This window comes from Streptomyces sp. NPDC005492 (assembly GCF_040605995.1).
Taxonomy (GTDB): Bacteria; Actinomycetota; Actinomycetes; order Streptomycetales; family Streptomycetaceae; genus Streptomyces.
This window is the reverse complement of sequence record NZ_JBEXDX010000024.1, coordinates 91007-113981: the sequence shown is the minus strand read 5'-3', so window position 1 is coordinate 113981 and position 22975 is coordinate 91007. Positions and strand designations below refer to the sequence as shown.

General features: G+C 69.5%; 17 protein-coding genes, 1 tRNA gene and 1 pseudogene. 9 read left to right on the top strand and 10 right to left on the bottom strand.

Annotated features, from left to right (window positions below):
* Positions 1-3 precede the first annotated feature (3 nt).
* Positions 4-975 (bottom strand): 2-dehydropantoate 2-reductase, encoded by a 972-nt coding sequence (locus ABZT04_RS28560; protein ID WP_356059853.1) that lies wholly within the window; start codon positions 973-975, stop codon positions 4-6.
* 289 nt (positions 976-1264) lie between these two features.
* Between ABZT04_RS28560 and ABZT04_RS28555 the strand changes: the two genes are divergently transcribed.
* The 4 genes from ABZT04_RS28555 to ABZT04_RS28540 all read left to right on the top strand — a co-directional run bounded on the left by ABZT04_RS28555 (position 1265) and on the right by ABZT04_RS28540 (position 4613).
* Positions 1265-2596 (top strand): OFA family MFS transporter, encoded by a 1332-nt coding sequence (locus ABZT04_RS28555; RefSeq protein ID WP_356059852.1) that lies wholly within the window; start codon positions 1265-1267, stop codon positions 2594-2596.
* Positions 2565-2699, top strand: a complete 135-nt coding sequence (locus tag ABZT04_RS28550) for a hypothetical protein (RefSeq protein WP_267930280.1) — start codon at positions 2565-2567, stop codon at positions 2697-2699. The genes ABZT04_RS28555 and ABZT04_RS28550 overlap by 32 nt, the downstream gene beginning before the upstream one ends.
* 149 nt (positions 2700-2848) lie before the next feature.
* The gene (locus ABZT04_RS28545; RefSeq protein ID WP_356059851.1) at positions 2849-3787 is read left to right on the top strand and encodes a beta-ketoacyl-ACP synthase III; all 939 of its coding nucleotides are present in this window, start codon (positions 2849-2851) and stop codon (positions 3785-3787) included.
* 139 nt (positions 3788-3926) lie between these two features.
* Complete coding sequence (locus ABZT04_RS28540; RefSeq protein WP_356059850.1) at positions 3927-4613, top strand: GntR family transcriptional regulator; 687 nt, start codon at positions 3927-3929, stop codon at positions 4611-4613.
* 8 nt (positions 4614-4621) lie between these two features.
* Here ABZT04_RS28540 and ABZT04_RS28535 read toward each other — a convergent pair whose 3' ends face one another.
* The 6 genes from ABZT04_RS28535 to ABZT04_RS28510 all read right to left on the bottom strand — a co-directional run bounded on the left by ABZT04_RS28535 (position 4622) and on the right by ABZT04_RS28510 (position 12876).
* A complete protein-coding gene (locus ABZT04_RS28535; RefSeq protein WP_356059849.1) occupies positions 4622-4786 on the bottom strand; it encodes a hypothetical protein in 165 nt (54 codons plus the stop codon).
* 107 nt (positions 4787-4893) lie between these two features.
* Positions 4894-6291 (bottom strand): OFA family MFS transporter, encoded by a 1398-nt coding sequence (locus ABZT04_RS28530; protein ID WP_356059848.1) that lies wholly within the window; start codon positions 6289-6291, stop codon positions 4894-4896.
* A gap of 1 nt (position 6292) precedes the next feature.
* Entirely contained in the window at positions 6293-7681 is a 1389-nt protein-coding gene (locus ABZT04_RS28525; RefSeq protein ID WP_356059847.1) for an OFA family MFS transporter, read from the bottom strand.
* Between the two features lie 119 nt (positions 7682-7800).
* A complete protein-coding gene (locus tag ABZT04_RS28520) occupies positions 7801-9945 on the bottom strand; it encodes an acetate--CoA ligase family protein (protein WP_356059846.1) in 2145 nt (714 codons plus the stop codon).
* A 4-nt stretch (positions 9946-9949) separates the two neighbouring features.
* Positions 9950-11182 (bottom strand): formyl-CoA transferase, encoded by a 1233-nt coding sequence (frc, locus tag ABZT04_RS28515; RefSeq protein ID WP_356059845.1) that lies wholly within the window; start codon positions 11180-11182, stop codon positions 9950-9952.
* A gap of 11 nt (positions 11183-11193) precedes the next feature.
* Entirely contained in the window at positions 11194-12876 is a 1683-nt protein-coding gene (locus ABZT04_RS28510) for a thiamine pyrophosphate-binding protein (RefSeq protein ID WP_356059844.1), read from the bottom strand.
* 144 nt (positions 12877-13020) lie between these two features.
* Here ABZT04_RS28510 and sucC point away from each other — a divergent pair, with 144 nt between their 5' ends.
* The 3 genes from sucC to ABZT04_RS28495 all read left to right on the top strand — a co-directional run bounded on the left by sucC (position 13021) and on the right by ABZT04_RS28495 (position 16741).
* Entirely contained in the window at positions 13021-14151 is a 1131-nt protein-coding gene (gene sucC / locus ABZT04_RS28505) for an ADP-forming succinate--CoA ligase subunit beta (protein ID WP_356059843.1), read from the top strand.
* Positions 14152-14162: 11 nt separating this feature from the next.
* Complete coding sequence (sucD, locus tag ABZT04_RS28500; RefSeq protein WP_356059842.1) at positions 14163-15083, top strand: succinate--CoA ligase subunit alpha; 921 nt, start codon at positions 14163-14165, stop codon at positions 15081-15083.
* 122 nt (positions 15084-15205) lie between these two features.
* Positions 15206-16741 (top strand): aldehyde dehydrogenase family protein, encoded by a 1536-nt coding sequence (locus tag ABZT04_RS28495; protein ID WP_356059841.1) that lies wholly within the window; start codon positions 15206-15208, stop codon positions 16739-16741.
* A gap of 15 nt (positions 16742-16756) precedes the next feature.
* On the opposite strand, the gene ABZT04_RS28490 is transcribed toward ABZT04_RS28495, so the two are convergent.
* Positions 16757-17716, bottom strand: coding sequence for an LLM class flavin-dependent oxidoreductase (locus tag ABZT04_RS28490; RefSeq protein ID WP_356059840.1), 960 nt, complete (start codon positions 17714-17716; stop codon positions 16757-16759).
* 72 nt (positions 17717-17788) lie between these two features.
* Here ABZT04_RS28490 and ABZT04_RS28485 point away from each other — a divergent pair, with 72 nt between their 5' ends.
* Both ABZT04_RS28485 and ABZT04_RS28480 read left to right on the top strand, forming a co-directional pair.
* Entirely contained in the window at positions 17789-18238 is a 450-nt protein-coding gene (locus ABZT04_RS28485; RefSeq protein WP_356059839.1) for a MarR family winged helix-turn-helix transcriptional regulator, read from the top strand.
* Between the two features lie 109 nt (positions 18239-18347).
* Positions 18348-18432 (top strand) — tRNA-Leu (locus ABZT04_RS28480).
* Positions 18433-18517: 85 nt separating this feature from the next.
* On the opposite strand, the pseudogene ABZT04_RS28475 reads toward ABZT04_RS28480, so the two are convergent.
* Both ABZT04_RS28475 and ABZT04_RS28470 read right to left on the bottom strand, forming a co-directional pair.
* Positions 18518-19555 (bottom strand): annotated as a pseudogene (locus ABZT04_RS28475) (NAD(P)/FAD-dependent oxidoreductase); the annotation flags it as partial.
* Complete coding sequence (locus tag ABZT04_RS28470) at positions 19555-22941, bottom strand: LodA/GoxA family CTQ-dependent oxidase (protein WP_356059838.1); 3387 nt, start codon at positions 22939-22941, stop codon at positions 19555-19557. The pseudogene ABZT04_RS28475 and the gene ABZT04_RS28470, both read right to left, overlap by 1 nt.
* Positions 22942-22975 lie beyond the last annotated feature (34 nt).

Here is a 22975-nt window from a genome sequence, read left to right as displayed (position 1 = left end):
TCCTCATGCGGCACTCCTCAGCGCGAGCAGGTCCGAGATGGCGTGCACGGTGCGCAGGGTGGGCACCTCCACGCCGGTGATCTCCGCCAACTCGACGACGGCCGCGAGGAGTACGTCGAGTTCGAGCGGTTTGCCGCGCTCCAGATCCTGGAGCGTGGAGGTGCGGTGGTCGCCGACGCGTTCCGCGCCCGCGAGCCGCCGTTCGATGGAGACGCCGACCTCGCAGCCCAGGGCCTCGGCGACGGAGAGCGTCTCGGTCATCATGATCTCGATGACCTTGCGGGTACCGCCGTGCAGGCACATCTGCCGCATGGTGGCCCGGGCCAGCGCGCTGATCGGGTTGAACGAGATGTTGCCGAGCAGCTTGAGCCAGATGTCGTTGCGCAGCTCCGGCTCGACCGGACACTTCAGCCCGCCGGCCTGCATGGCCTCGCTCAGCGCCAGGCAGCGTGCCGAGATGCTCCGGTCGGGCTCCCCGATAGAGAACCGGGTGCCTTCGAGATGGCGGACAACTCCCGGCCCCGCCAGCTCCGTCGCCGCGTAGACGACACAGCCGACGGCCCGTTCGGGCGCGAGCACCGCACTGACCGCGCCGTCCGGGTCCACACTTTCGACGCGCTGCCCGTCGTAGGGGCCGCCGTGCGCGTGGAAGTACCACCACGGGATGCCGTTCTGGGCGGCCACGACCGCCGTGGTGTCGTGCAGCAGGGGCTCGATCAGCGGCCCGCACGCCGCGTACGAGTTGGCCTTCAGGCCGAGGAGGACGAAGTCGGCCGGGCCGATCTCGGCGGGGTCGTCGGTGGCGTGGACGCGGGCGGTGAAGTCGCCCCGCGGGCTGAGCACTTGGACACCGTGCTGCCTCATGGCCGCGAGATGCGGTCCACGGGCGACGAGATGCACATCGGCGCCCGCACGGTGCAGCGCGGCTCCGACATAGGCGCCGATCGCTCCGGCGCCGAGGACTGCGACTTTCACTGGAGAGTCTCCGTTCGGTCGAGGGAGTACCGCGGAGGTGGCTGCCGTCCGGTCGACGAGGCCGGTGCGGACGGCAGCCGAACAGTGTCGACGAAATATTGTCTACAGTATGGAGTCGAGGGCGACAAGGGTTCGGACAGCGAACGTCCGCAAGGGCTGTTCCGGTAGGGTCCGTTCCGGCGGAGACCGTTCCGGCAGGGACCGTTCGGCGCAGACTGCATACCGCTCATCGCATACGGTCGACGCGCCGCCTTCTCAACTCCCGTACCACTGCCTACCGTCCGGGATCATGAGTCCCCCAGTAGCACCTCCGGCGTGGAGCCGCTGGCTGGTTCCGCCCGCCGCCCTCTCGGTGCATCTCTCCATCGGCCAGGCCTATGCCTGGAGCGTCTTCAAGCCGCCGCTCGAATCCTCACTGAACCTCAGCGGCACGCAGAGCGCGCTGCCCTTCCAGCTCGCGATCGTGATGCTCGGTCTGTCGGCCGCGTTCGGCGGCACGCTAGTCGAACGCAACGGGCCGCGCTGGGCGATGACCGTCGCCCTCATCTGCTTCTCCTCCGGCTTCCTGATCTCCGCGCTGGGTGCGGAGACCAAGCAGTTCTGGCTGATCGTCCTCGGTTACGGCTTCGTCGGCGGGATCGGCCTCGGCATCGGCTACATCTCACCGGTCTCCACCCTGATCAAGTGGTTCCCGGACCGGCCCGGCATGGCCACCGGCATCGCCATCATGGGCTTCGGTGGCGGCGCCCTCATCGCCTCCCCGTGGTCCGCCCAGATGCTGAAGTCGTTCGGCTCCGACAACACCGGCATCGCGCAGGCGTTCCTCGTGCTCGGGTTGTCGTACGCCGTCTTCATGACGCTCGGCGTCCTCCTGGTGCGGGTGCCGCGCACGGACAAGCCCGTCGAGAACGCCCCCAGTGTCCTGACCGGCGTGCAGGTCTCCGCCAACAGCGCCGTGCGCACCCCGCAGTTCTGGTGCCTGTGGGTCGTCCTGTGCATGAACGTGACCGCGGGCATCGGCATCCTGGAGAAGGCCGCCCCGATGATCACGGACTTCTTCGCGGACACCTCGACGCCGGTCTCGGTGTCGGCCGCCGCCGGTTTCGTCGCCCTGCTCTCGGCGGCCAACATGGCGGGCCGTATCGGCTGGTCGTCGACCTCCGACCTGATCGGACGCAAGAACATCTACCGCCTCTACCTGGGCGTCGGCGCGATCATGTACGCGCTCATCGCGCTGTTCGGCGACTCCTCGAAACCGCTGTTCATCCTGTGCGCGCTGGTGATCCTCTCCTTCTACGGCGGCGGCTTCGCGACCGTGCCCGCCTATCTGAAGGACCTCTTCGGGACCTACCAGGTCGGCGCGATCCACGGCCGGCTCCTCACCGCCTGGTCCCTCGCCGGCGTGCTCGGCCCACTGATCGTGAACTGGATCGCCGACCACCAGAAGGACGCCGGCAAACACGGCGCCTCCCTGTACGACACCTCCTTCCTGATCATGATCGGGCTGCTCGTCGTCGGCTTCGTCGCCAACGAACTCGTCCGGCCCGTCAACGCCCGCCACCACATCCCCGCCCAGAGGGAGGCCGTCGATGTCGAACGACACCAGTCAGAGTCCGCCTGACCGGCGACCGCTGATCGCCTTCGCCTGGCTCTGGGTGGGCGCACCCCTCGTGTACGGGCTGTACGAACTGATTCTCAAGGCGAAGCAACTGTTCACCGGCTGAATGTCCCCTCCCCGCCGTCAACCGCGGGACGGATGACAGAAGCCGACAACCCGGACGGCTGTTTCCTGTGGCATCACCTGACGCCGTACCCGCGAGTCACTGGCAAGACTGGTGGATCCCGCTACCCAAGGCAACGAGGGGGACCACCCATGAACGGCACGCGGATCGCCGCCGTCGGCCATTACCAGCCCGCCAAGGTACTCACCAACGAGGACCTGGCGGGCATGGTCGACACCAGTGACGAGTGGATCACCTCCCGGGTGGGCATCCGTACCCGTCACATCGCCGGGCCCGACGAACCGGTCGACGAGCTGGCCGCGCACGCCGCCGCCAAGGCTCTCGCCGCCGCCGGCCTGACGCCCCGGGACATCGACCTGGTCCTGGTCGCCACCTCCACGGCCATCGACCGCTCCCCGAACATGGCCGCCCGCGTCGCCGCCCGCCTCGGCATCCCCTCGCCCGCCGCCATGGACGTCAACGTGGTGTGCGCCGGCTTCACCCACGCCCTGGCCACCGCCGACCACACCGTCCGCGCGGGAGCGGCCACCCGGGCCCTGGTCATCGGCGCCGACAAGATGTCCGAGGTCACCGACTGGAGCGACCGTACGACCTGTGTCCTCGTCGGCGACGGAGCGGGCGCCGCCGTCGTCGAGGCCGCCGACCAACCCGGCATCGGACCGGTGCTGTGGGGTTCGGTGCCCGAGATGGGGAACGCGGTACGGATCGAGGGCACGCCCCCGCGGTTCGCGCAGGAGGGCCAGAGCGTCTACCGCTGGGCCACCACCCAGCTCCCGCCGATCGCCCGCAAGGCCTGCGAGAAGGCCGGGCTGACCCCCGCCGACCTCGCCGGGGTCGTCCTCCACCAGGCGAACCTGCGCATCATCGAGCCCCTCGCCGAGAAGATCGGCGCCGTCAACGCGGTCGTCGCCCGCGATGTCGTCCAATCGGGCAACACCTCCGCCGCGAGCATCCCCCTCGCGTTCTCGAAACTCGTCGAACAAGGTGCCGTCCGCACCGGCGACCCCGTCCTGCTGTTCGGCTTCGGCGGGAACCTGTCCTACGCCGGCCAGGTCGTCCGGTGCCCGTGACCTGCGCACACGTTCGGATGTGACGAGACCGACGCACGCTCCCCCTGGCTACTGTGCGCCGTAGACTGTAGACGAAAGACAATCCATACTGGCTTTCCGGTATGCACACAGCAGGATGCCGTCAAGGAGGGGGACCGCGATGTTGTCCGCAGGACTGCCGCAGGGGGCGGTGCCCAAGCTCGAACGCCCGGGCCCGCTGCGCGACCGCGTCTACGAGGCACTGCTCGAACTCATCACCACGCGCGCCCTGCAGCCCGGCCAGCATCTCGTCGAGAGCGAACTCGCCGGGCACCTCGGGGTGTCCCGGCAGCCCGTGCGGGAGGCGCTGCAGCGGCTCAACACCGAGGGCTGGGTCGATCTGCGGCCCGCGCAGGGCGCGTTCGTGCACGAGCCGACGGAGGAGGAGGCGGACCAACTCCTCACCGTACGCACGCTGTTGGAGGCCGAGGCCGCCCGGCTCGCCGCCGCCAACGCGGGCAGCGCCGGTATCGCCGTCCTGGAGGAGCTGTGCGCGGAGGGCGAGCGGGCCGTCGACGCGGACGACGTGGACGCCGCCGTCGCCATGAACGCCCGCTTCCACGCGAAGGTCATGGAGCTGGCCGGCAACGCGGTCCTCGCCGAACTCGCCGCACAGGTCGACCGCCGGGTCCGCTGGTACTACACGCCGGTGGCCCGCCAGCGCGGCCTGAAGTCCTGGATCGAGCACCGCACCCTGATCGACGCGATCGCGGCCCGCGACGAGCTGCGCGCGAGCCTGCTGATGCGCGAACACACCGAGCACACCCGGCGGTCGTACCACGAGCGCGAGAAGCCCGAGCGTTCGTAGGGGTGGTGTCACCGGGCCTGTGATGCGCCGTCGGAGGCGTCGTGCACGCCGGTGTGCAACCAGTCGGCCTGATTGTCGTCGGCCCGGGCAACCGCGAGAGCGATGAGCCTTACGGCGGCCGCCGTCCCCACCCGGGCCAAGGCCGCCGCCAACCCGCTCGTCATCTCCGGCACGGGGCACACCGTTTCACATCCGCGCCGACGCAGGCGATGTCAGGCAGTGCCGCATGGCCCTCCCGCCCGGGAGGGCCATCCGATGTGCGGCGTGTCGGTGTGAACTGTCAGGTCGCGGGCTGGGGTTGGGGAAGTGGGGCCGATTCCCTGTCCTCGCGGCCCGGTTGGTGTAGGAACAGGGCGATGGCCGCTGCCACCATCGAGACGCCGCCGGCCAGCGCGTACGCGCCGTTGTAGCCCCAGGCCGCGACCACCATGGAGCCGAGGCCGCCGCCGAACAGGCCGCTGACCAGCTTTCCGCTGTACACCAGGCCGTAGTTGGTGGCGTTGAAGTTCTCGCCGAAGTAGTCCGGGGTGAGGGCGGCGAACATCGGGTAGAAGGCGCCGCCGCCGAAGCCGGAGAGGAAGGCGAAGAACAGGAACAGCCATTCACTGCGCAGATGACCGGCCCAGATCACGCCGAACTGGGCCAGACCCAGCACCAGGATGACGAAGACCAGGGTGAGTTTGCGGCCCCACAGGTCCGACAGCCAGCCGACCACCGCGCGGCCGATGCCGTTGATGACGGCCATGATGCCCATCGACGAGGCCGCCACCAGCGGGCCGAAGCCCACCTCCTTGGCGAAGTCGACCTGGAAGGAGATCCCGAAGATCGACACACCGGCGGTCAGCACGATCGACAGCCACATCAGGGGCAGCATGCCGGTGCGTATGGCCTCCTTGGGGGTGAACTGCCGTACGGCGGGCGGGTTCTTGGCGAGGCTCGTCGCGCTCTTGGCGTTGCCGCCGTAGGTCAGCGGGTCGATGTCGGCGGGCCACCAGTTCTTCGGCGGGTCCTTGAAGAAGAACGCGCACCCGAACACCACGATCAGGATGTAACAGCCGATCAGATCCAGGACCCGGTGGTAATTCCCGGTGTCGAAGGCGTAGTTGAAGATGAAGATGAACGGCAGCGAGCCGTAGGCGAAGCCGCCGTTGACGAACCCGGTGCGGGCGCCCCGCCGTTCGGGGAACCACTTGCCGACCATGTTGATGCAGGTCGCGTAGACCAGTCCGGCGCCGACACCGCCGATGACACCGAAGCCGATGATCGCCAGCCACACGTTGTCCAGGTGCGACAGCGCGAGGAAGCCGAGGACGCACAGCACCGAGCCGACGTACATCGCCCTGCGGGCCGTCAGGATGCCCTTCTCCCGCATCCAGCCCGCCGGGAAGGCGATACCGGCCTGGAAGAAGACCCAGACGCTCAGGATCCAGAAGGTGTTGCTCTGCGTCCAGCCGTGCGCGCTGGACAGGGTGTCCTCCGCCGAGCCGTACGCGTACTCGAAGACACTGATCGCCATCATGGCGATCCACGGCAGATAGACCATGATCTTGCGTGAGTGGCCGAGGAGGTCCCGGTCGGTCTCGCCGACGCGGTAGACACGGCCGTTGGCGTCGGTCACTTCACGGTAGGGACGGTTCGCGGCGCCGGAATCGTTCGTGGTGATGGGATCTGCGGTCATGTCACGCCATCTCCTCGCCGAGCGGGTGCGGGTTGGGGACGATGCGCCGGGCGCTGGGCCTGCCCGGAGCCTTGAGGAAGAGCGCCAGCACGGCGGAGGCCAGGCCCACGGAACCGGCCAGGACGAACGCGCCGTGGTAGTCCCACTCACCGACGACGACCGCGCCCAGACCGGAGCCGACGAGCCCCGAGATCAGCTTCGAGCTGTAGACCATCCCGTAATTACTGGCGTTGTTGTTCTCACCGAAGTAGTCCGCCGTCATGGCCGCGAACAGCGGGAAGATCGCCCCGCCGCCGAAACCGGAGACCATGGAGCAGAACAGGAAGAACGGCATGCTGCCCATCTGGCCCGAGACCAGCACCCCGAACTGCGCGGTGCCGAGCACGAGACAGACGATGATCAGCGTGTGGCGGCGGCCGAAACGGTCGGAGATCCAGCCGATGACACCGCGCCCGGTGCCGTTCACGATCGCCTTGAGGGACATCGCTGTGGCCACGATCCCGCCCGCGAAGCCCATGTCCTTGCCGAACGGCACCTGGAAGGCGATGCCGAAGATATTGATTCCGGCCGTGCACAGCAGACAGAACCACATCATCCAGAGCACGGGTGTGCGGGCGGCCTCCTTGGGGGTGTACTGCTTGATCGCCGGCGGGTTCTTCTCCAACGCCCGCCGGATCCTGGGGTCTTGGGCGGCCGTGAGCGGATCGACCTGCGCGGGCCACCAGTTCTTGGGCGGATCGCGGAAGAACCAGCCCGCGCAGGCCACCACCAGACACAGCCCGACGCCGACCATGCTGAGCAGCACCTTGTAGTTGCCCAGGTCGAGCACCGAGGTGAACAGGAACACGAACGGCACGGACCCGTAGGCGAATCCGCCGTTGACGAAGCCCGTCTTGCCGCCCTTGCGCTCCGGATACCACTTGCCGACCATGTTCACGCAGGTCGCATACACAAGACCGGCGCCGATACCGCTGCACATGCCGAAGCCGAGATAGGCGACGAGCACGTTCGGTGCGAAGGCCAGCGCCAGATAGCCCAGCAGGGTGCCGAGCGCGCCGATCAACATGGCCGTACGGGCCGGGAGTCTGCCGCTCTCGCGCAGTTGTCCGGCCGGGAAGGCCACGGCCGCCTGGAAGAACACCCAGACGCCCATCAGCCAGAAGATGTGCCCGCCGCTCCACAGATGCGCGTCATGGAGCGTGTCCTCCGCCGACGTGAACGCGTACTCGGCGGAGCTGATGCCCATCATGCCCACCCAGGGCAGGACGACCATCCACCTGCGGGTACGGCCCATGATGTCGACATCGGATTCACCGATGCGGTACACGCGGCCGTGACGGTCCGTCACCTCCCTGAAAGGGACGGACGTCGAACAGTCCGTTGTTGCCATCGCTCAGTGCCCCTTGCGTCGAAAGTTCTGGCCAGCGCCCCCTGTCCAATGCCTTTCGTGTGCGCACGGGTCCCGGGGTCGGCCGACCGCACTGTCGGCCGACCCCGTGATCGCCTATGTCATGAACCACCGCCCAACAGGCCTGCCGCACGCGCCCATCGGTACTTCGCGCCCAGCACGGCCACCGGCTTCTCCGTCGTGTACGGGTACGCCACCACCCCGCGCTCGTACAGGTACTGGCAGGCCTCCTCGACCTCCACGTCACCCGCGAGCGACGCCACCACCGGCTTCTCGATGCCGCGTTCCCTGAACTCGGCCACCACGCGGGCGGTGAGTTCCGCGAAGACCATCGGGGGAGTGACGATGGTGTGCCAGTAGCCGAGGACCAGTGCGTGGATGCGCGGGTCCTCCAGACCGAGCCGGATCGTCGCCTCGTACGTCGACGGCGGCTCGCCCCCGGTGATGTCGACCGGGTTGCCCGCGGCCCCGAAGGGCGGGATGAACTCCCGGAAGGACGCGTCGAGATCCGGCGGAATCTCCATCAGGGAGAGGCCGTTGTCGGTCACCGCGTCGGAGAGCAGCACACCGCTGCCGCCCGCGCCGGTGATGATGACGATGTTGTCGCCCTTGGGGGCGGGCAGCACCGGCAGTCCGCGCGCGTACTCCAGCATGTCGTTGAGCCCGGGGGCACGGATGACACCGGCCTGCCTCAGGATGTCCTCGTAGACGGCGTCGTCGCCGGCCAGCGCGCCCGTGTGCGAGCCCGCGGCCTTCGCGCCGGCCGCCGTACGGCCGGCCTTCAGCACCACAACCGGCTTACGGGGCACGGTCTTTCGGGCCGCTTCGACGAACGCCCGCCCGTCCTTGAGGTCCTCCAGGTGCATCGCGATGCACTCGGTGTGCGGGTCCTCGCCGAACCAGGTCAGCAGGTCGTCCTCGTCCAGGTCCGACTTGTTGCCGAGCCCGACGATCGCGGACACACCCGTCTTCGTGGTCCGCGCGAAGCCCAGGATGGCCATGCCGATGCCACCGGACTGCGAGGTCAGCGCCACCCCGCCCTTCACGTCGTAAGGCGTGCAGAACGTGGCGCACAGATCCTGCCAGGTCGAGTAGTAGCCGTAGATGTTCGGCCCGAGCAGCCGGATGCCGTAGCGCTCGGCGATCTCGACTATCTCGTCCTGGAGTTGGACCTCGCCCGTCTCGGCGAACCCGGAGGGGATGAGGACGGCGTTGGGGATGTTCTTGCGTCCCACCTCCTCCAGTGCCGCTGCCACGAACTTGGCGGGAATGGCGAAGACGGCCACATCCACCTCACCGGGAACGTCCGTGACACTCTTGTACGCCTTGCGGCCGAGGATGTCATCGGCCTTGGGGTTCACCGGATGGATCTCGCCGGCGAAACCGCCGTCGACGAGGTTGCGCATCACCGAATTGCCGATCTTGCCCTGCTCGTTGGAGGCACCGATCACCGCGACCGAGGTGGGCTCCATCAGCCGACGCATGGTCGTCAGGATCTCGTCGCGTGTATACCGTCGACGAGGTACCGGCTGCGACTCGGCGAGGATGACGCGGATGTCCGCCGCTACGGCACCCTCCGGGGTCGCGATCACCGGATTGAGGTCCACCTCCGCGATCTCCGGGAAATCCGCGACCAGTTGGGACACCCGGCGGATCTGCTCCGCGATCGCCCAGCGGTCGACGGCCGGTGCGCCGCGCACCCCGCGCAGGATCTCCGCCGCCCGGATCGAGTCCAGCATGGACAGGGCCTCGTCCGCGCTCACCGGCGCGAGCCGGAACGTCACGTCCTTGAGGACCTCGACCAGCACCCCGCCGAGCCCGAACGCGACCACCTTCCCGAACGTCGGGTCGGTCACCGCGCCGACGATGACCTCCTGCCCCTGCGGCAGCAACTCCTGTACCTGGACGCCCTCGATGCGGGCCTGCGCGTCGTAGGCGCGCGCGTTGTCGACGATCCTGTGGAACGCGGCCCGTACGTCCGCCGCGCCCTCGACCCCGACGACCACCCCTCCGGCGTCGGTCTTGTGCAGGATGTCGGGCGAGACGATCTTCATCACCACGGGCCCGTCGAAGCGCGCCGCGTACGCGACGGCCTCGTCGACGTCCGTCGCCAACTCCTCGCCCGGTACGGCGATCCCGTACGCGTCGGCGATCACCTTGCCCTCGGGCGCGGTGAGCGCGAGCCGCCCCTCGGCCCGCACGGAGTCGAGCAGGGCGCGCACCCTCAGGGTCCGGTCCTCTGCCATCACGTCAGATCACCCCGTCCGTCTTGAGCAGGCGCAACTCTTCGTCACCGAGACCGAGTTCGCCGATGTAGACCTCTTCGTTGTGCTCGCCGAGCAGGGGTGAACTGGTCACGTCCACCGGGGAGTCGGAGAGCTTGAGCGGGCTGCCCACGGTGACGAACTCGCCGCGCTCGGGGTGCGGCACCGTCACGACCATCTCGTTGGCGACCAGCGAGGCGTCCTCGATGATCTCCCTGGTCGACAGGATCGGCCCGCACGGGATGTTGTGGGCGTTGAGCCGCTCCAGCACCTCCCACTTGGGCAGCGTGGCCGACCACTCCTCGATGAGCTGGAACATCTTGGCGAGCTGCGGCAACCGCGCCTCCGGAGTCGCCCACTCCGGGTCCTCGGCCAGCTCGGGCCGGCCGATCAGCTCGGTCAGCGGCCGCCAGCCGACCGGCTGCACGATGACGTACACGTAGTCGTTCGGGCCGCCCGGCGCGCACTTGACCGCCCAGCCGGGCTGGCCGCCGCCGGACGCGTTGCCCGAGCGGGGCACCTCGTCCCCGAAGTCCTCGTTCGGGTACTCGGCGAGCGGCCCGTGCGCCAGCCGCTGCTGATCGCGCAGCTTCACCCGGCAGAGGTTCAGCACGGCATGCTGCATGGCCACGTTGACCCGCTGACCGCGCCCGGTGCTCTCCCGCTGGAAGAGTGCCGCCAGTATCCCGGCTACTGTATGCACTCCGGTGCCCGAGTCACCGATCTGGGCGCCCGTGGCCAGCGGTGGCCCGTCCTCGAAGCCGGTGGTCGACATCGACCCGCCCATCGCCTGCGCGACCACTTCGTACGCCTTGAAGTCGGTGTACGGGCCGTCCCCGAAGCCCTTGATGGACGCATACACGATCCGGGGATTGATCTCCTGTATGCGATCCCAGGTGAACCCCATACGGTCGACCGCGCCCGGCCCGAAGTTCTCCACCATGACGTCGGAGCGCCGGATCAGCTCGGTCAGGATCTGCTTGCCGCGCTCGGTCTTCGTGTTGAGGGTGATGCTGCGCTTGTTGCAGTTGAGCATCGTGAAGTAGAGGGAGTCGACGTCCGGGAGGTCGCGCAACTGCTTGCGCGTGATGTCACCGGTCGGCGCCTCCAGCTTGACGACGTCGGCGCCGAGCCAGGCCAGCAGTTGGGTCGCGGAGGGTCCGGACTGGACATGCGTCATGTCGAGGACGCGGATGCCCTCAAGTGCCTTGGCGGTCATGGCCGTTCACCTCACTTGTACATCGTCTGGTTCATGGTTCCGGGGGCGTACGCGTCCGGGTCGACCCAGACGTTGATCAGCGACGGCTTGCCCGACTCCCGGGCGCGCCGGAGCGCGGGGCCGATGTCGGCGGGGTCGCGGACCTCCTCGCCGTAACCACCCAGCATCTGGGCGAACTTGTCGTAGTGGACGTCGCCGAGGGTGTTGCCGACCCGCTCGCGCTCCAGGCCGTACTTCTGCGCCTGGCCGTAACGGATCTGGTTCATCGAGGAGTTGTTGCCGACGATGCCGACGAAGGGGAGGTCGTAGCGGACGAGGGTCTCGAAGTCCCAGCCGGTGAGGGAGAACGCGCCGTCGCCGAACAGGGCGACGACCTCCTTGTCGGGCCGCGCCTGCTTGGCGGCGAGCACGAAGGGGATGCCGACGCCGAGGGTGCCCAGCGGGCCCGGATCCATCCAGTGGCCGGGCGACTTGGGCTGGACGACCTGCCCGGAGAAGGTGACGATGTCGCCGCCGTCGCCGATGTAGATGGAGTCCTCGGTGAGGAAGTCGTTGATCTCGCCGACCAGGCGGTAGGGGTGGATCGGTGAGGCGTCCGACCGCAGGCTGGGCAACCGCTTCTCGATCGCGGTCTGTTCGGCGGCGCGCAGCTCGTCGAGCCATTCCTTGCGCCTGGACGCCCCGCCGTTGAGGCGTCCCGAGGCGGCCTCCGCGACCGACTTCAGCACCAGTCCCGCGTCGCCGACGATCCCGAGGTCGATGTCGCGGTTCTTGCCGACGGTGCGGTAGTCGAGGTCGATCTGCACGACGGTCGCGTCGGGGGAGAGGCGCTTGCCGTAGCCCATGCGGAAGTCGAAGGGCGTGCCGACGATCACGATGACGTCGGCGCCCGAGAAGGCGTACCGGCGCGAGAGCTGGAAGTGGTGCGGGTCGCCGGGCGGGAGGGTGCCGCGGCCCGCGCCGTTCATGTAGGCGGGGATGTTGAGCGTGCGCACCAGGTCGATCGCCGCCTCGGTGCCGCGGGTCGTCCACACCTGGCTGCCCAGCAGGATCGCCGGCTTCTCGGCGTGCACGAGCAGGTCGGCGAGCTTCTCGATCGCCTCGGGGTCGCCGGCCGAGCGGGTGGAGGCGCGGTAGGCGCCGGGCTTCGGCACCCGCGCCTTGCTCACCGGCACCTTGGCGTCGAGGACGTCGCGCGGGATCTCCAGGAAGGAGGGGCCCGGCGCGCCGTGGTAGCACTCGCGGAACGCCATCGACACCATGTCGGCGGCCCGCGCGGTGTCCGGCACCGCCGCCGCGAACTTGGTGATCGGCGTCATCATGTCGACGTGCGGGAGGTCCTGGAGGGACCCCATCTTGTGCTGGGTGAGGGCGCCTTGGCCGCCGATCAGCAGCATCGGGGACTCCGCGCGGAAGGCGTTGGCGACACCGGTGACGGCGTCGGTCGTACCGGGACCCGCGGTGACGACCGCGCACCCCGGCCTGCCGGTGATGCGGGCGTAGCCGTCCGCCGCGTGGGCCGCCACCTGCTCGTGGCGTACGTCGACGACTTCTATGCCCTCGTCGACGCAGCCGTCGTAGATGTCGATGATGTGGCCGCCGCACAGGGTGTAGATGCGGTCGACCCCCTCGGCCTTCAGGGCTTTGGCGACGAGATGACCACCGGAAATCACGTCCTGGGTGTCGTCGGGCATGGCGAAGTCCTGTCCCTTCGTAGGGGGTTGGAGCGCTCTCGCGGTACATTGCATACAGTCGACGAATACTGTATGAAACTTGTTATCCCGCATCCGGTGGGTGGTGTCCAGGGGGCGTGCGGCACTTTCGAGTCAGGAGCCGAGATGGACCTGTACGAGCACCAGGCAAGGGAACTCTTCGAAGAACACGGCATCCTGGTGCCTCGGGCCGAGGTCACCGCCTCGTCCAAGGAGGCACGTGGGATCGCCCGCCGGCTGGGCGGCCGGGTCGTGGTGAAGGCCCAGGTGAAGACCGGTGGACGGGGCAAGGCGGGCGGCGTGAAGCTCGCCGCCGATCCGGCCGCGGCGGAGCTGACCGCACGGCAGATCCTCGGCATGGACATCAAGGGCCACACGGTCGGCGCGGTGATGCTGGCCCAACCGGTCGACATCGAGAGCGAGTTCTACGTCTCCTACGTCCTCGACCGCGCGGCGGGCCGGTTCCTCGCGATCGCCTCCGCGGAGGGCGGCATGGAGATCGAGGAGGTCGCCGCCCGTCGACCGGACGCGGTCGCCCGTATACACATCGACCCGGCCGAAGGCGTCACCTCGGCGAAGGCGGGCGAGATCGCCGAGGCGGCCGGGCTGCCGCCGCAGACCGTCGACGTCCTCGTGCGGCTCTGGGAGGTGCTGGTTCGCGAGGACGCCGTCCTGGTCGAGGTCAACCCGCTGGTGCGCACCCGGCAGGGGCAGATCCTCGCCCTCGACGGCAAGGTCACCCTCGACGACAACGCCCGCTTCCGGCAGGCCCGTTGGGGCGTCGAGGGCGAGGCGCACGACGATCGGCTGGAGGCGGCGGCCGCCGCGAAGGGGCTCAACTACGTCAAGCTCGACGGCGAGGTCGGCATCATCGGCAACGGCGCGGGCCTGGTCATGTCGACGCTCGACGTGGTCGCCGGCTGCGGCGCCCGCCCCGCCAACTTCCTCGACATCGGCGGCGGCGCCTCGGCCCAGATCATGGCCGACGGGCTGTCCGTCATCCTCGCCGACCCGGCCGTGAAGTCGGTCTTCGTCAACGTCTTCGGCGGCATCACCGCGTGCGACGCGGTCGCCGACGGCATCGTACGGGCCCTGGACACCGTCGAGTTGACCAAACCGCTGGTCGTCCGGCTCGACGGCAACAACGCGTCCCAAGGACGGGCCGTCCTCGACGCCCACGCCCATCCACTGGTCCAGCAGGCCACCACCATGGACGGCGCCGCCCGCCGCGCCGCCGACCTCGCCAACGCACGCTAAGGAGCCGGGACATGGCGATCTACCTCACCAAGGAGAGCAAGGTCCTCGTCCAGGGCATGACCGGCGGCGAGGGCATGAAGCACACCCGCCGGATGCTAGCCGCCGGCACGAACATCGTCGGCGGGGTCAACCCCCGCAAGGCAGGCCGCACCGTCGACTTCGACGTCCCCCAGTGCCTCAAGGGCCTGGGAGACACCCCCATGGCCGTCCCCGTCTTCGGGTCGGTCGCCGACGGTATGCGGTCGACCGGAGCCGATGTCACCGTCGTGTTCGTGCCGCCGCCCTTCGCCAAGGCCGCCGTGACCGAGGCCGCCGACGCGGGCATCGGTCTCGTCGTCGTCATCACCGAGGGCATCCCCGTCCACGACTCCGTCGCCTTCACGGCGTACGCGAAGTCCAAGGGCACCCGGGTCATCGGCCCCAACTGCCCCGGCCTGATCACCCCCGGCCAGGCCAACGCGGGCATCATCCCCGCCGACATCACCAAGCCGGGCCGCATCGGCCTGGTCTCCAAGTCCGGCACGCTCACCTACCAACTCATGTACGAACTCCGGGACATCGGCTTCTCGACCTGCGTCGGCATCGGCGGAGACCCCGTCGTCGGCACCACCCACATCGACTGCCTCGCCGCGTTCCAGGACGACCCCGACACCGAACTCGTCGTCCTCATCGGGGAGATCGGCGGCGACGCGGAGGAGCGGGCGGCCGCGTACATCCGCGACCACGTCACCAAGCCCGTCGTCGGCTACATCGCCGGCTTCACCGCACCCGAGGGCCGGACGATGGGCCACGCGGGCGCCATCGTGTCCGGCTCCTCCGGTACGGCGGCGGCGAAGAAGGAGGCGCTGGAGGCCGTGGGAGTCGAGGTCGGCCAGACCCCGACGGAGACCGCGCGGCTGGTGCTGGACCGTCTCGACCACCTGGAGGGGTAGGTGATGTCACTCATAGTCGATGTGACGTGACTGTCGCGCTCCTTCGAGCGTAACTAGCTTCACCTGTACGACAGTTCCTGCCTCACCCCGCCCCGACTGTGCACCGAGAGCGGAGCAGAAGCATGGCATCAACCCTCAAAGCAGGCACGTCCTGGAGCGACGCCTGGCGGCGTTGTCTCGCCGTCGCGCCCGAAGCCTTCCAGGACGACCGGGTCCTCAACCTCTGGAACTCCGCCTGGCAGCGGGACGGCCGGGCCCTGCCCGCCACCACCCCCGTAGACGGCAGTCCGATCGCAGGCCCGCCCCGGCTGGACCGGTCCACCGCCCACCAGGCCGTACGCGCCTCCCTCGACCAGCACCGGGCCTGGCGGCACGTCCCGCTCGACGAGCGGCGCGCCCGCGTCGCCGCCACGCTGGACGCCCTCACCGAACACCGCGAACTCCTCGCGCTGCTGCTGGTCTGGGAGATCGGCAAGCCCTGGCGGCTCGCGCAGGCGGACGTGGACCGGTCCATCGACGGTGTGCGCTGGTACGTCGACGGCATCGAACCGATGCTGGCCGGCCGCACCGCGCTGGACGGCCCGGTGTCGAACATCGCGAGCTGGAACTACCCGATGAGCGTGCTCGTCCACGCCATGCTGGTCCAGGCGTTGGCCGGTAACGCGGTCATCGCCAAGACCCCCACCGACGGCGGCGTCGCCTGTCTCACCCTGGCCGCCGCGCTCGCGGCACGCGAGGGCATTCCCGTCACCCTCGTCAGTGGCAGCGGGGGCGAACTCTCGCAGGCGCTGGTCCGCGCGCCCGAGATCGGCTGCGTCTCCTTCGTCGGCGGACGGGACACCGGGGCAGCGGTGGCCACCGCCGTCGCCGACCTCGGCAAACGGCATGTACTGGAACAGGAGGGGCTCAACACCTGGGGCATCTGGAACCACACGGACTGGGACACGCTCGCCGCCGTCATCCCCAAGCTCTTCGACTACGGCAAGCAGCGCTGCACCGCGTATCCGCGCTTCGTCGTCCAACGCGAACTGTTCGACGAGTTCCTCTCCGCCTACCTCCCCGCGGTCCGAACCCTGCGCGTCGGCCACCCTCTTGCCGTCCCCCACGCCCAAGACCCGTATCCCGACCTGGATTTCGGCCCGGTGATCAATGCGGCCAAGGCCAAGGAACTCCACGACCAGGTGGCCGAGGCGATCGACCGCGGCGCCGTACCGCTGCACCGCGGCACGCTCTCCGAGGCCGACTTCCTTCCCGGCCAGGACACTTCGGCGTACGTCCGACCAGTCACCCTCCTCAACCCGCCGCCGTCGTCCCCGCTGCACCACGCGGAACCGTTCGGCCCGGTCGACACCATCGTCCTGGTCGACACGGAGGCGGAACTGCTCGCCGCGATGAACGCGTCCAACGGCGCGCTGGTCGCCACCCTGTCCACCGACGACCGGGCGACCTACGACCGACTGGCCCCGCAGATCCGGGCGTTCAAGGTCGGCCACGGGAAGCCACGCTCCCGCGGTGACCGCGACGAACTGTTCGGCGGGTTCGGCGCATCCTGGCGCGGCGCCTTCGTCGGCGGCGAACTTCTCATCCGCGCGGTGACCCAAGGTCCGGTGGGGGAGCGGCTGCCCGGCAACTTCCCGGAGTACCAGCTCATGCCGTGACCGGCGGGCATCGGCTCACGTCGTGACCGGTGGCCGGGCGGCACTCGGGTCCGCCGAGTGCCGCCCGGCGATGATCTCGTCGGCCAGCCACCGGGCCACGCCCCGCGGATACGGGCGCGGCAGACTCAGCACGATGTGGTTCATCCCGGCGTCGACGAGCCGGCCGACCGTCTCCCGGGTCGTGGCCGGATCGTCGTACGACACCAGGAGCTGCACCGAGCGCGTGATCGTGGCCGGATCGCGGCCCAGATCGGCGCAGTACGCGTCGAGGACGCGGGCGCGCTCGGCGACGTACTCGACGGTGTTGTGCGGTGGACCTGGAACGTTCCAGATGTCGGCGCGCTCGGCGACCAGCCGCAGCAGCCGGGTGCCCCAGCCGCCGATGAGCAGCGGCGGACCGGGGCGCTGCACCGGCTTGGGTTCGCACCGCGTGCCGTACAGCCGGTAGTGACGGCCCTCGAAGTCGAAGACGTCCCGCGTCCACATGCGACGAAGGATCTCGACGGTCTCCGCGAGCCGGGCGAGGCCCTCGCCCGGCGGGACGAGCGTCAGACCGTACGCCTCGTACTCGGCGATCGCCGGATTCGCGCCCTGGACACCGCCGGCTCCCGGTGGTTGACGCGTGCCGCCGACCCCCAGCCCGAGCACGAGACGCCCGCCGGAGATCACGTCCACCGTGGCCGCGATCTTGCCGAGCACGGCCGGCGGGCGGAGGCGGTTGCTGGTGACGAGGAGCCCGAGCCGCAGCCGCTCCGTCTGCGCGGCGAGCGCACTGAGCAGCGTCCAGCCCTCGTGTATCTGCCCGTCCTTCGGCCCGGCGACCGGCAGCAGGTGGTCCCACAGCCACGCGTCCGCGATCTCCGGAACGCCGTCGGCCTCCAGCCAGACCCGTCGGATGTCCTCGTAGGGCACATGCATGGGAGTGGTCTTGATCCCGAAGCGCACGGCCGTCATGTCTGCTGTCGTGTGTGTCATGGCCGTCAGCGTACCGAATCATCAGCAGTACTGACGATCAGTTGAGGGATGTAGGCGGGATACAGTCGGCACATGGTCGACGATCAGCCCCCCACGCCCCTGGAGTTCCGGCTCGGCTACCTCCTCAAGCACGCCCAGGCCCGCCTGGCCAGGACCTCGGCCGAGGCGCTGGCGCCGCACGGGGTGGACGGTCATGAGCTGGCCGTTCTGGTGGTGCTCTCGGCGGGGCAGCCGTTGTCGCAGGTCGAGGCCGCCGGGCGGCTCGGGGTCGACCGCACCACGATGGTGTCGCTGATCGACGGGCTGGAGGACCGCGGGCTGGTGGAGCGGCGTCGCAGTTCGCGCGACCGCCGCAAGAACATCGTCGAACTGACGCCGGCCGGTCAGGACTGCCTGCGCCGGGCCGAGCGGGCCCGGCGGGCGGCGGAGCGCCGATTCCTCGCGCCACTGGACGAGGAGACGGCGATGTCGCTGGTGCGGGCGCTGCGCGCACTGGTGGTGGAGGAGCCTGTCGGGGAGTGATCGCGGGGGTCGTTACCGGGTGGATATGCAGGTGAAAGGCGCTCCGAAAGCTTGGTATTGTTGTCCATGTCGCCGCGGGGAACACCTCCGGTCAGGCGGCAGACACCTGGTCCGGGTGGCGGAATGGCAGACGCGCTAGCTTGAGGTGCTAGTGCCCTTTAACGGGCGTGGGGGTTCAAGTCCCCCCTCGGACACTCTTCTCTCCACACACGCTGGCGACCGGCTACGGCGACGGGTCCAGAAGCGGGTGTTCCAGCGGGTCTCGGACCGGTAGCACAGCATGCGTGCGTGCAGATATTCGGTGTGGACGGCCCGGATCTGTTCCGCGTACCGGTCGAGTGCTCCGTGGTCGCCGCCGGCATCTGCACGGAGGGCGTCCGCCACGGCGATGCCGGTGGCGAGCGCCGTGAGGATTCCCCGGCCGGTGATCGGATCCGAGGCGGTCGCGGCGTCACCGACCGCCGCCCAGCCGGGGCCGGCCGCCGGGGAGGTACGGGAAGTGGCGGCGGGTGCGATCCGGAGCCGGAGCGTGTCCGGGTCGCCGTCGTGAGATACGCGTGGGTGCATGTGTGTGGTCGCCATCAGTGCCTTCCACCAGTTCCGTGGAGTGTGCAGGGCGTGTTCGGCGACGAGGTCGGCGTCCGTCATCAGCATGACGACCGATGTTCCGTCCGGCAGTGGCGCCGTGTACCACCATCCGAGCGTGACGGACTCGACCAGCGAGGTCCGCGGTGTGGGCCCTCCCGGCAGGCGTGCGGCGAGGGCGATCAGGTGGTCCTCACGATGGGCATCCGCGCCCAGGCGGCGGGCGATGTTCGCCGCGGACCCGGTGGCGTCGACGAGGTAGCGTGCGTGAACCGTCTCGCCGCCCAGCGTGAGCTGCCAGTGGTCATGGACGCGGCGCACTGCTCTGACCTTGTGGGTGCGGGGCTCGGCTCCCGCGTCGCGGGCGGCCTCGAACAGCGTCCGGTCGAAATGCGCGCGGTCGAGATGCCACCCCGGTCCGTGTGGGCCGTAGAGGAAGTCGTTGTCGGTGAGCGCCACTTGTCCCCAGCACGACCGGTTTCCGAAGCTGGGCGTGTGCGGGCCGACGGCCAACTGGTCGAGTATCCCGAGGCGTTCGAGCAGGGGGCGAGCGCCCGGGGTGAGGCTTTCGCCGAGTTTCCACTCCTGTGCCCGGACGGCGTCCGCGACGACAAGGTCGGCCATCACGACGGACGCGCCCTGGCTTAGCAGGGTCAGCGCGGTGGCTGACCCGGCCGGTCCGCCGCCCGCGATCACCACGTCGCAGACGGTCGTCCCGGCGCCGGGCGGCATCAGTGGACCACGCCCATTCCGTGGATCACCGGTGCGTCTCCGTCCACCCCGGTGGCGGCTGCCCGGAACGCGGGTGCGTCCAGCAGGGCGGGTCCCGCCGGTGGGGTCAGGTCCGGCACGGGGCAGCCCGCGGTGATCCAGTCGGCGGTGATGTCACGGCCGGACTTTCCGGTGCGTGGTACTGCCCCTGTGAAAGCGGCCCCCATCGGTTTGGCCGGGGCGATCAGGTCGCTGAGGAACCGGCTCTCCTCCGGATGGCCGGGGGAGACCAGATCGTTGTCCGGATGGGCGAGGGCCGCGAGCAGCGCCCCTGTCGGCTGGGTGAACCACCAGGCCACCGACTCTGTCCGGGTCCGTTCCGGATCGGCCGGGTCGGGGCCGGCGAGGAACACCTTGGTGTGGGCGGGGTTCCCCGCCTGACGGTCGCGGAGCGCGTCGACCAGGAGGGTCATCGCCTTCAGCGGGGTCAGGACGGGTTCCGGCGGCGGAGCCGTGAGCGAGCGCGTCCACTCACGCCACAGCTCCAACTCCTCGTCGGAGAAGACCTTGTACATGGGGCCGGTGTACGTCGTCTTCTCGAAGAAGGGGCTCCTGCCGGGGTCACCCGGCACGATGAGCCCGGAGTCCTGAAGCTCCCGCAGCAGACCGGCCGGGTCGAGGAACCAGTCGTTCAGCGGGGTCTCGCCCAGGTCCTTCCCACTGTGGTTCTGGGCGGCGTACGGCGCCTTGCGGGCGATGAGGTCGAGCAACCGGTCCTCCGCGGTGGGCGGATGGCGCAGCAGGTACCGCAGGTCGCTGCCCACGGTGCCGACGGTGGCGAAGGCGACGTAACCGTTCCAGATCCGCTGCCACTGCTGTTGCACGGCCGCGTCGCCACCGCTGTCGTAGACGCCCTCCAGGTACTGGACGACCGCGTCGCGTGCCTTCGCCCCGTGCCCGCTCGCCGCGTTGTCGATGCCGATGTGCATCGTGAAGAACTGCGGATTGATGCCGTGGTACTCGAGCAGCCGCACGGTCGGCTTGAGGCTCAGCACCTCCCACTCCAACTCCAGGGTCATGCCGAGGAGTTCGGGAAAGAACTCCTCGGAGTGCTGGGAGATCGCGAGCTCGAAGGCGGGGGCTGTGTAGGCCGAGTCGAGCATCTCGGGCAGCATCGCGAAGTCGTAGGAGTCGACCGGGGGCAGATACAGGCCCAGGCTGTGCAGCAGGTCGGTGTAGAGGTTGGCGTGGTTGAGGGCCGGGTTGCCGTTGCCCTGTTCGTCCACCCAGATGGAGAACAGCAGGGCGTGGACCTCGTCGATGGGACCGGCCCGGGTGACGTTCCGCAGCCACGCGCCGTCGAGCAGGTTGAAGGGCGCGAACTGGCGGATGCGCTCGATCATGTGCGGGCGCGTGCGCAGGAACGGATGGGAGGCGGGGTCCGCGGACTCGCCCTGCGCCACGAGATCGCCGTAGATGCTCTGGAGGCGGGACTCGAAGGCTTCGGGCGAGTACCGGAACGGGCGGTAGAACAGGGGCAGCGTCGGGTCGGACGCCGCGTGGTCCAGTACGGCCTGTGCGTAGTGCCGGGCGGCCTGGGCCTGTTGCGGGTAGCGGTTCGGGTGCTGGAGCAGGTGGAACCACTCGCGATCGCTGAGGCCCACCTGCCGCGCCCGTTCCGTCTCGACCTGCACGGTCTCCCCGGACGGGCCGGTGCGTGCCACGACGAATCCGAGGCGGCTCCAGTTCTCGACCATGTCGTTGTCCCCGGCGTACGCGCGGCCGCGGAGCCAGGCGCGCTGGACCCGGTCCTGGTAGTCGTCCTCCGTCTCGCCGGGCAGTTGCTCCAACCGCGGCTGGTCCACCGCCTGTTGACCGATTCCGCGCGCCCAGGGCGTCCGGTACACGCTCTGCTCCCCGGCCGTCTCCGTCGCCGCGCGGATCAGCTCGCGGTACCGCTCCTCGGGCAGGACGTCGTCCGGGCGCTGGGCCGGCCACCAGTGCGTGCTGCACTCGTAGAAGTCGGCCTGCCAAGGGAGGGCCAGGTACTTGGTGACATCTCCCGGAGCGAGGTCGTCGCGGAGCCTGAAGGGCGCCGCCCAGGTGGCGGGGTCGTCCGCGACGAACGTCATCTCGATGCCCGGGAAGAACGGGCCTCCGTTGCAGGCTTCGAGCGCGGCACGGACGAGCGCGTGCGGCTGCTCGTGGAGCGGGAGTTGGGTCAGCGATACGGGCTCGGTGATGGTGGGGTCGTCGTGTTCGTCGCTCGCATCTGCTACGAAGTCGCCGGACGCCCAGCGGCGCATCCGCTCGTACTGTCCCGGCAGGATCGTGAACCAGGTCCGCGGTTTGCCCTCGACGGGATCGCCGTCGTCGCCCGCGAGTTGGGGCATGAACGAGTAGTTCGCCTGGGTCACGTCCTCGGCTCCCGGGGTGCGCAGTCTGCCGAAGAGCTCCTCGCGCGGCGCCGCGTCCTCGGGGGCGTTCGAGGCCAGGCGGGCGAGGCGGCCGGGATCGAGGAAGTCACCGGCGCGCCCCCGGCCGTGGCCGCGCACCGCGTTCCCGCTCACCCAGGCGTATCCGCCGATGCGGGTGAGCAGCGGTTGGATGTCGCTGCGGAAGGAGACCTCCGATGCCCGCGGCAGTCGCCCGGAGTTCTCGGCGGCCTCGCGGGCGACGTCGTAGAGCGTCACCAGGTTGGTGGTGTCGGGTGCGAAGTCGGGCGGTGCGACGAGGACCCACGCCGGGGTGACCGGGATCGTCCGCCCCGGGCCGACGGTCACGGTCGCGGTGACCGGGCCGTCCGAGGTGTCGTCGAACCAGTTGTCGTTGTTCGCGTAGTGCGTCAGGGGGTTGGCGGGTACGACCGAGGCCGAGTGTCCGAAGCCGCCCAGGACCAGCAGGCGTCCCGCCTCGTCCGTGCGGAGCTCGCCGAGGGGGACGGGGGTGCCCAGGAACGTGCCGGTGTCGAACCTCGCGTCGGCGCCGTCGGCGTTCGTGCCCTCGACCGTGCGCGGGCCGGGGCTGATCACCAGGGCGGCCCGTTGCCGTGGATCGGAGGCGCCGACGGTGGGGTTGCGCCGGTTCTCGGGCGCCTGAGACTGATGGAAGCGGCCGTGGAACTTGAACCAGGCCGCTTTCGCGTTGGCGAGCTCGACCGTCCACCGCACCGTCGCCTCGTTCGCGGTGACCTCGCCCAGCGGGTGGTGGTCCTTGTCGTATCCGAATAATCGGAAGCGTGCGGCCTGCCGTTTCACCCGCCCGTCGGCATCCTTGAAACCGCCCTCCGGACGCACCCTCACCATGGGGGTCTCGGGCCCGACGAAGAAGCCCTCGGGGGCGTTTCCGAGGCGCGCGACTCCGACGGTCGGGTGGATCTCGCAGTAGGCCAGGTCGTCAGGGTTCACATCATGGGCAACTACCCGGCCGGTCCCGGTCCCA

Coding starts and splice junctions, on each gene's coding strand:
- ABZT04_RS28550 (WP_267930280.1), top strand. CDS start 2,565: ATGTCGAACGACACCAGTCAGAGTCCGCCTGACCGGCGACCGCTGATC.
- ABZT04_RS28510 (WP_356059844.1), bottom strand. CDS start 12,876: ATGCCCGACGACACCCAGGACGTGATTTCCGGTGGTCATCTCGTCGCC.
- ABZT04_RS28540 (WP_356059850.1), top strand. CDS start 3,927: ATGTTGTCCGCAGGACTGCCGCAGGGGGCGGTGCCCAAGCTCGAACGC.
- sucC (WP_356059843.1), top strand. CDS start 13,021: ATGGACCTGTACGAGCACCAGGCAAGGGAACTCTTCGAAGAACACGGC.
- sucD (WP_356059842.1), top strand. CDS start 14,163: ATGGCGATCTACCTCACCAAGGAGAGCAAGGTCCTCGTCCAGGGCATG.
- ABZT04_RS28495 (WP_356059841.1), top strand. CDS start 15,206: ATGGCATCAACCCTCAAAGCAGGCACGTCCTGGAGCGACGCCTGGCGG.
- frc (WP_356059845.1), bottom strand. CDS start 11,182: ATGACCGCCAAGGCACTTGAGGGCATCCGCGTCCTCGACATGACGCAT.
- ABZT04_RS28490 (WP_356059840.1), bottom strand. CDS start 17,716: ATGACACACACGACAGCAGACATGACGGCCGTGCGCTTCGGGATCAAG.
- ABZT04_RS28555 (WP_356059852.1), top strand. CDS start 1,265: ATGAGTCCCCCAGTAGCACCTCCGGCGTGGAGCCGCTGGCTGGTTCCG.
- ABZT04_RS28545 (WP_356059851.1), top strand. CDS start 2,849: ATGAACGGCACGCGGATCGCCGCCGTCGGCCATTACCAGCCCGCCAAG.
- ABZT04_RS28525 (WP_356059847.1), bottom strand. CDS start 7,681: ATGGCAACAACGGACTGTTCGACGTCCGTCCCTTTCAGGGAGGTGACG.
- ABZT04_RS28520 (WP_356059846.1), bottom strand. CDS start 9,945: ATGGCAGAGGACCGGACCCTGAGGGTGCGCGCCCTGCTCGACTCCGTG.
- ABZT04_RS28485 (WP_356059839.1), top strand. CDS start 17,789: ATGGTCGACGATCAGCCCCCCACGCCCCTGGAGTTCCGGCTCGGCTAC.
- ABZT04_RS28530 (WP_356059848.1), bottom strand. CDS start 6,291: ATGACCGCAGATCCCATCACCACGAACGATTCCGGCGCCGCGAACCGT.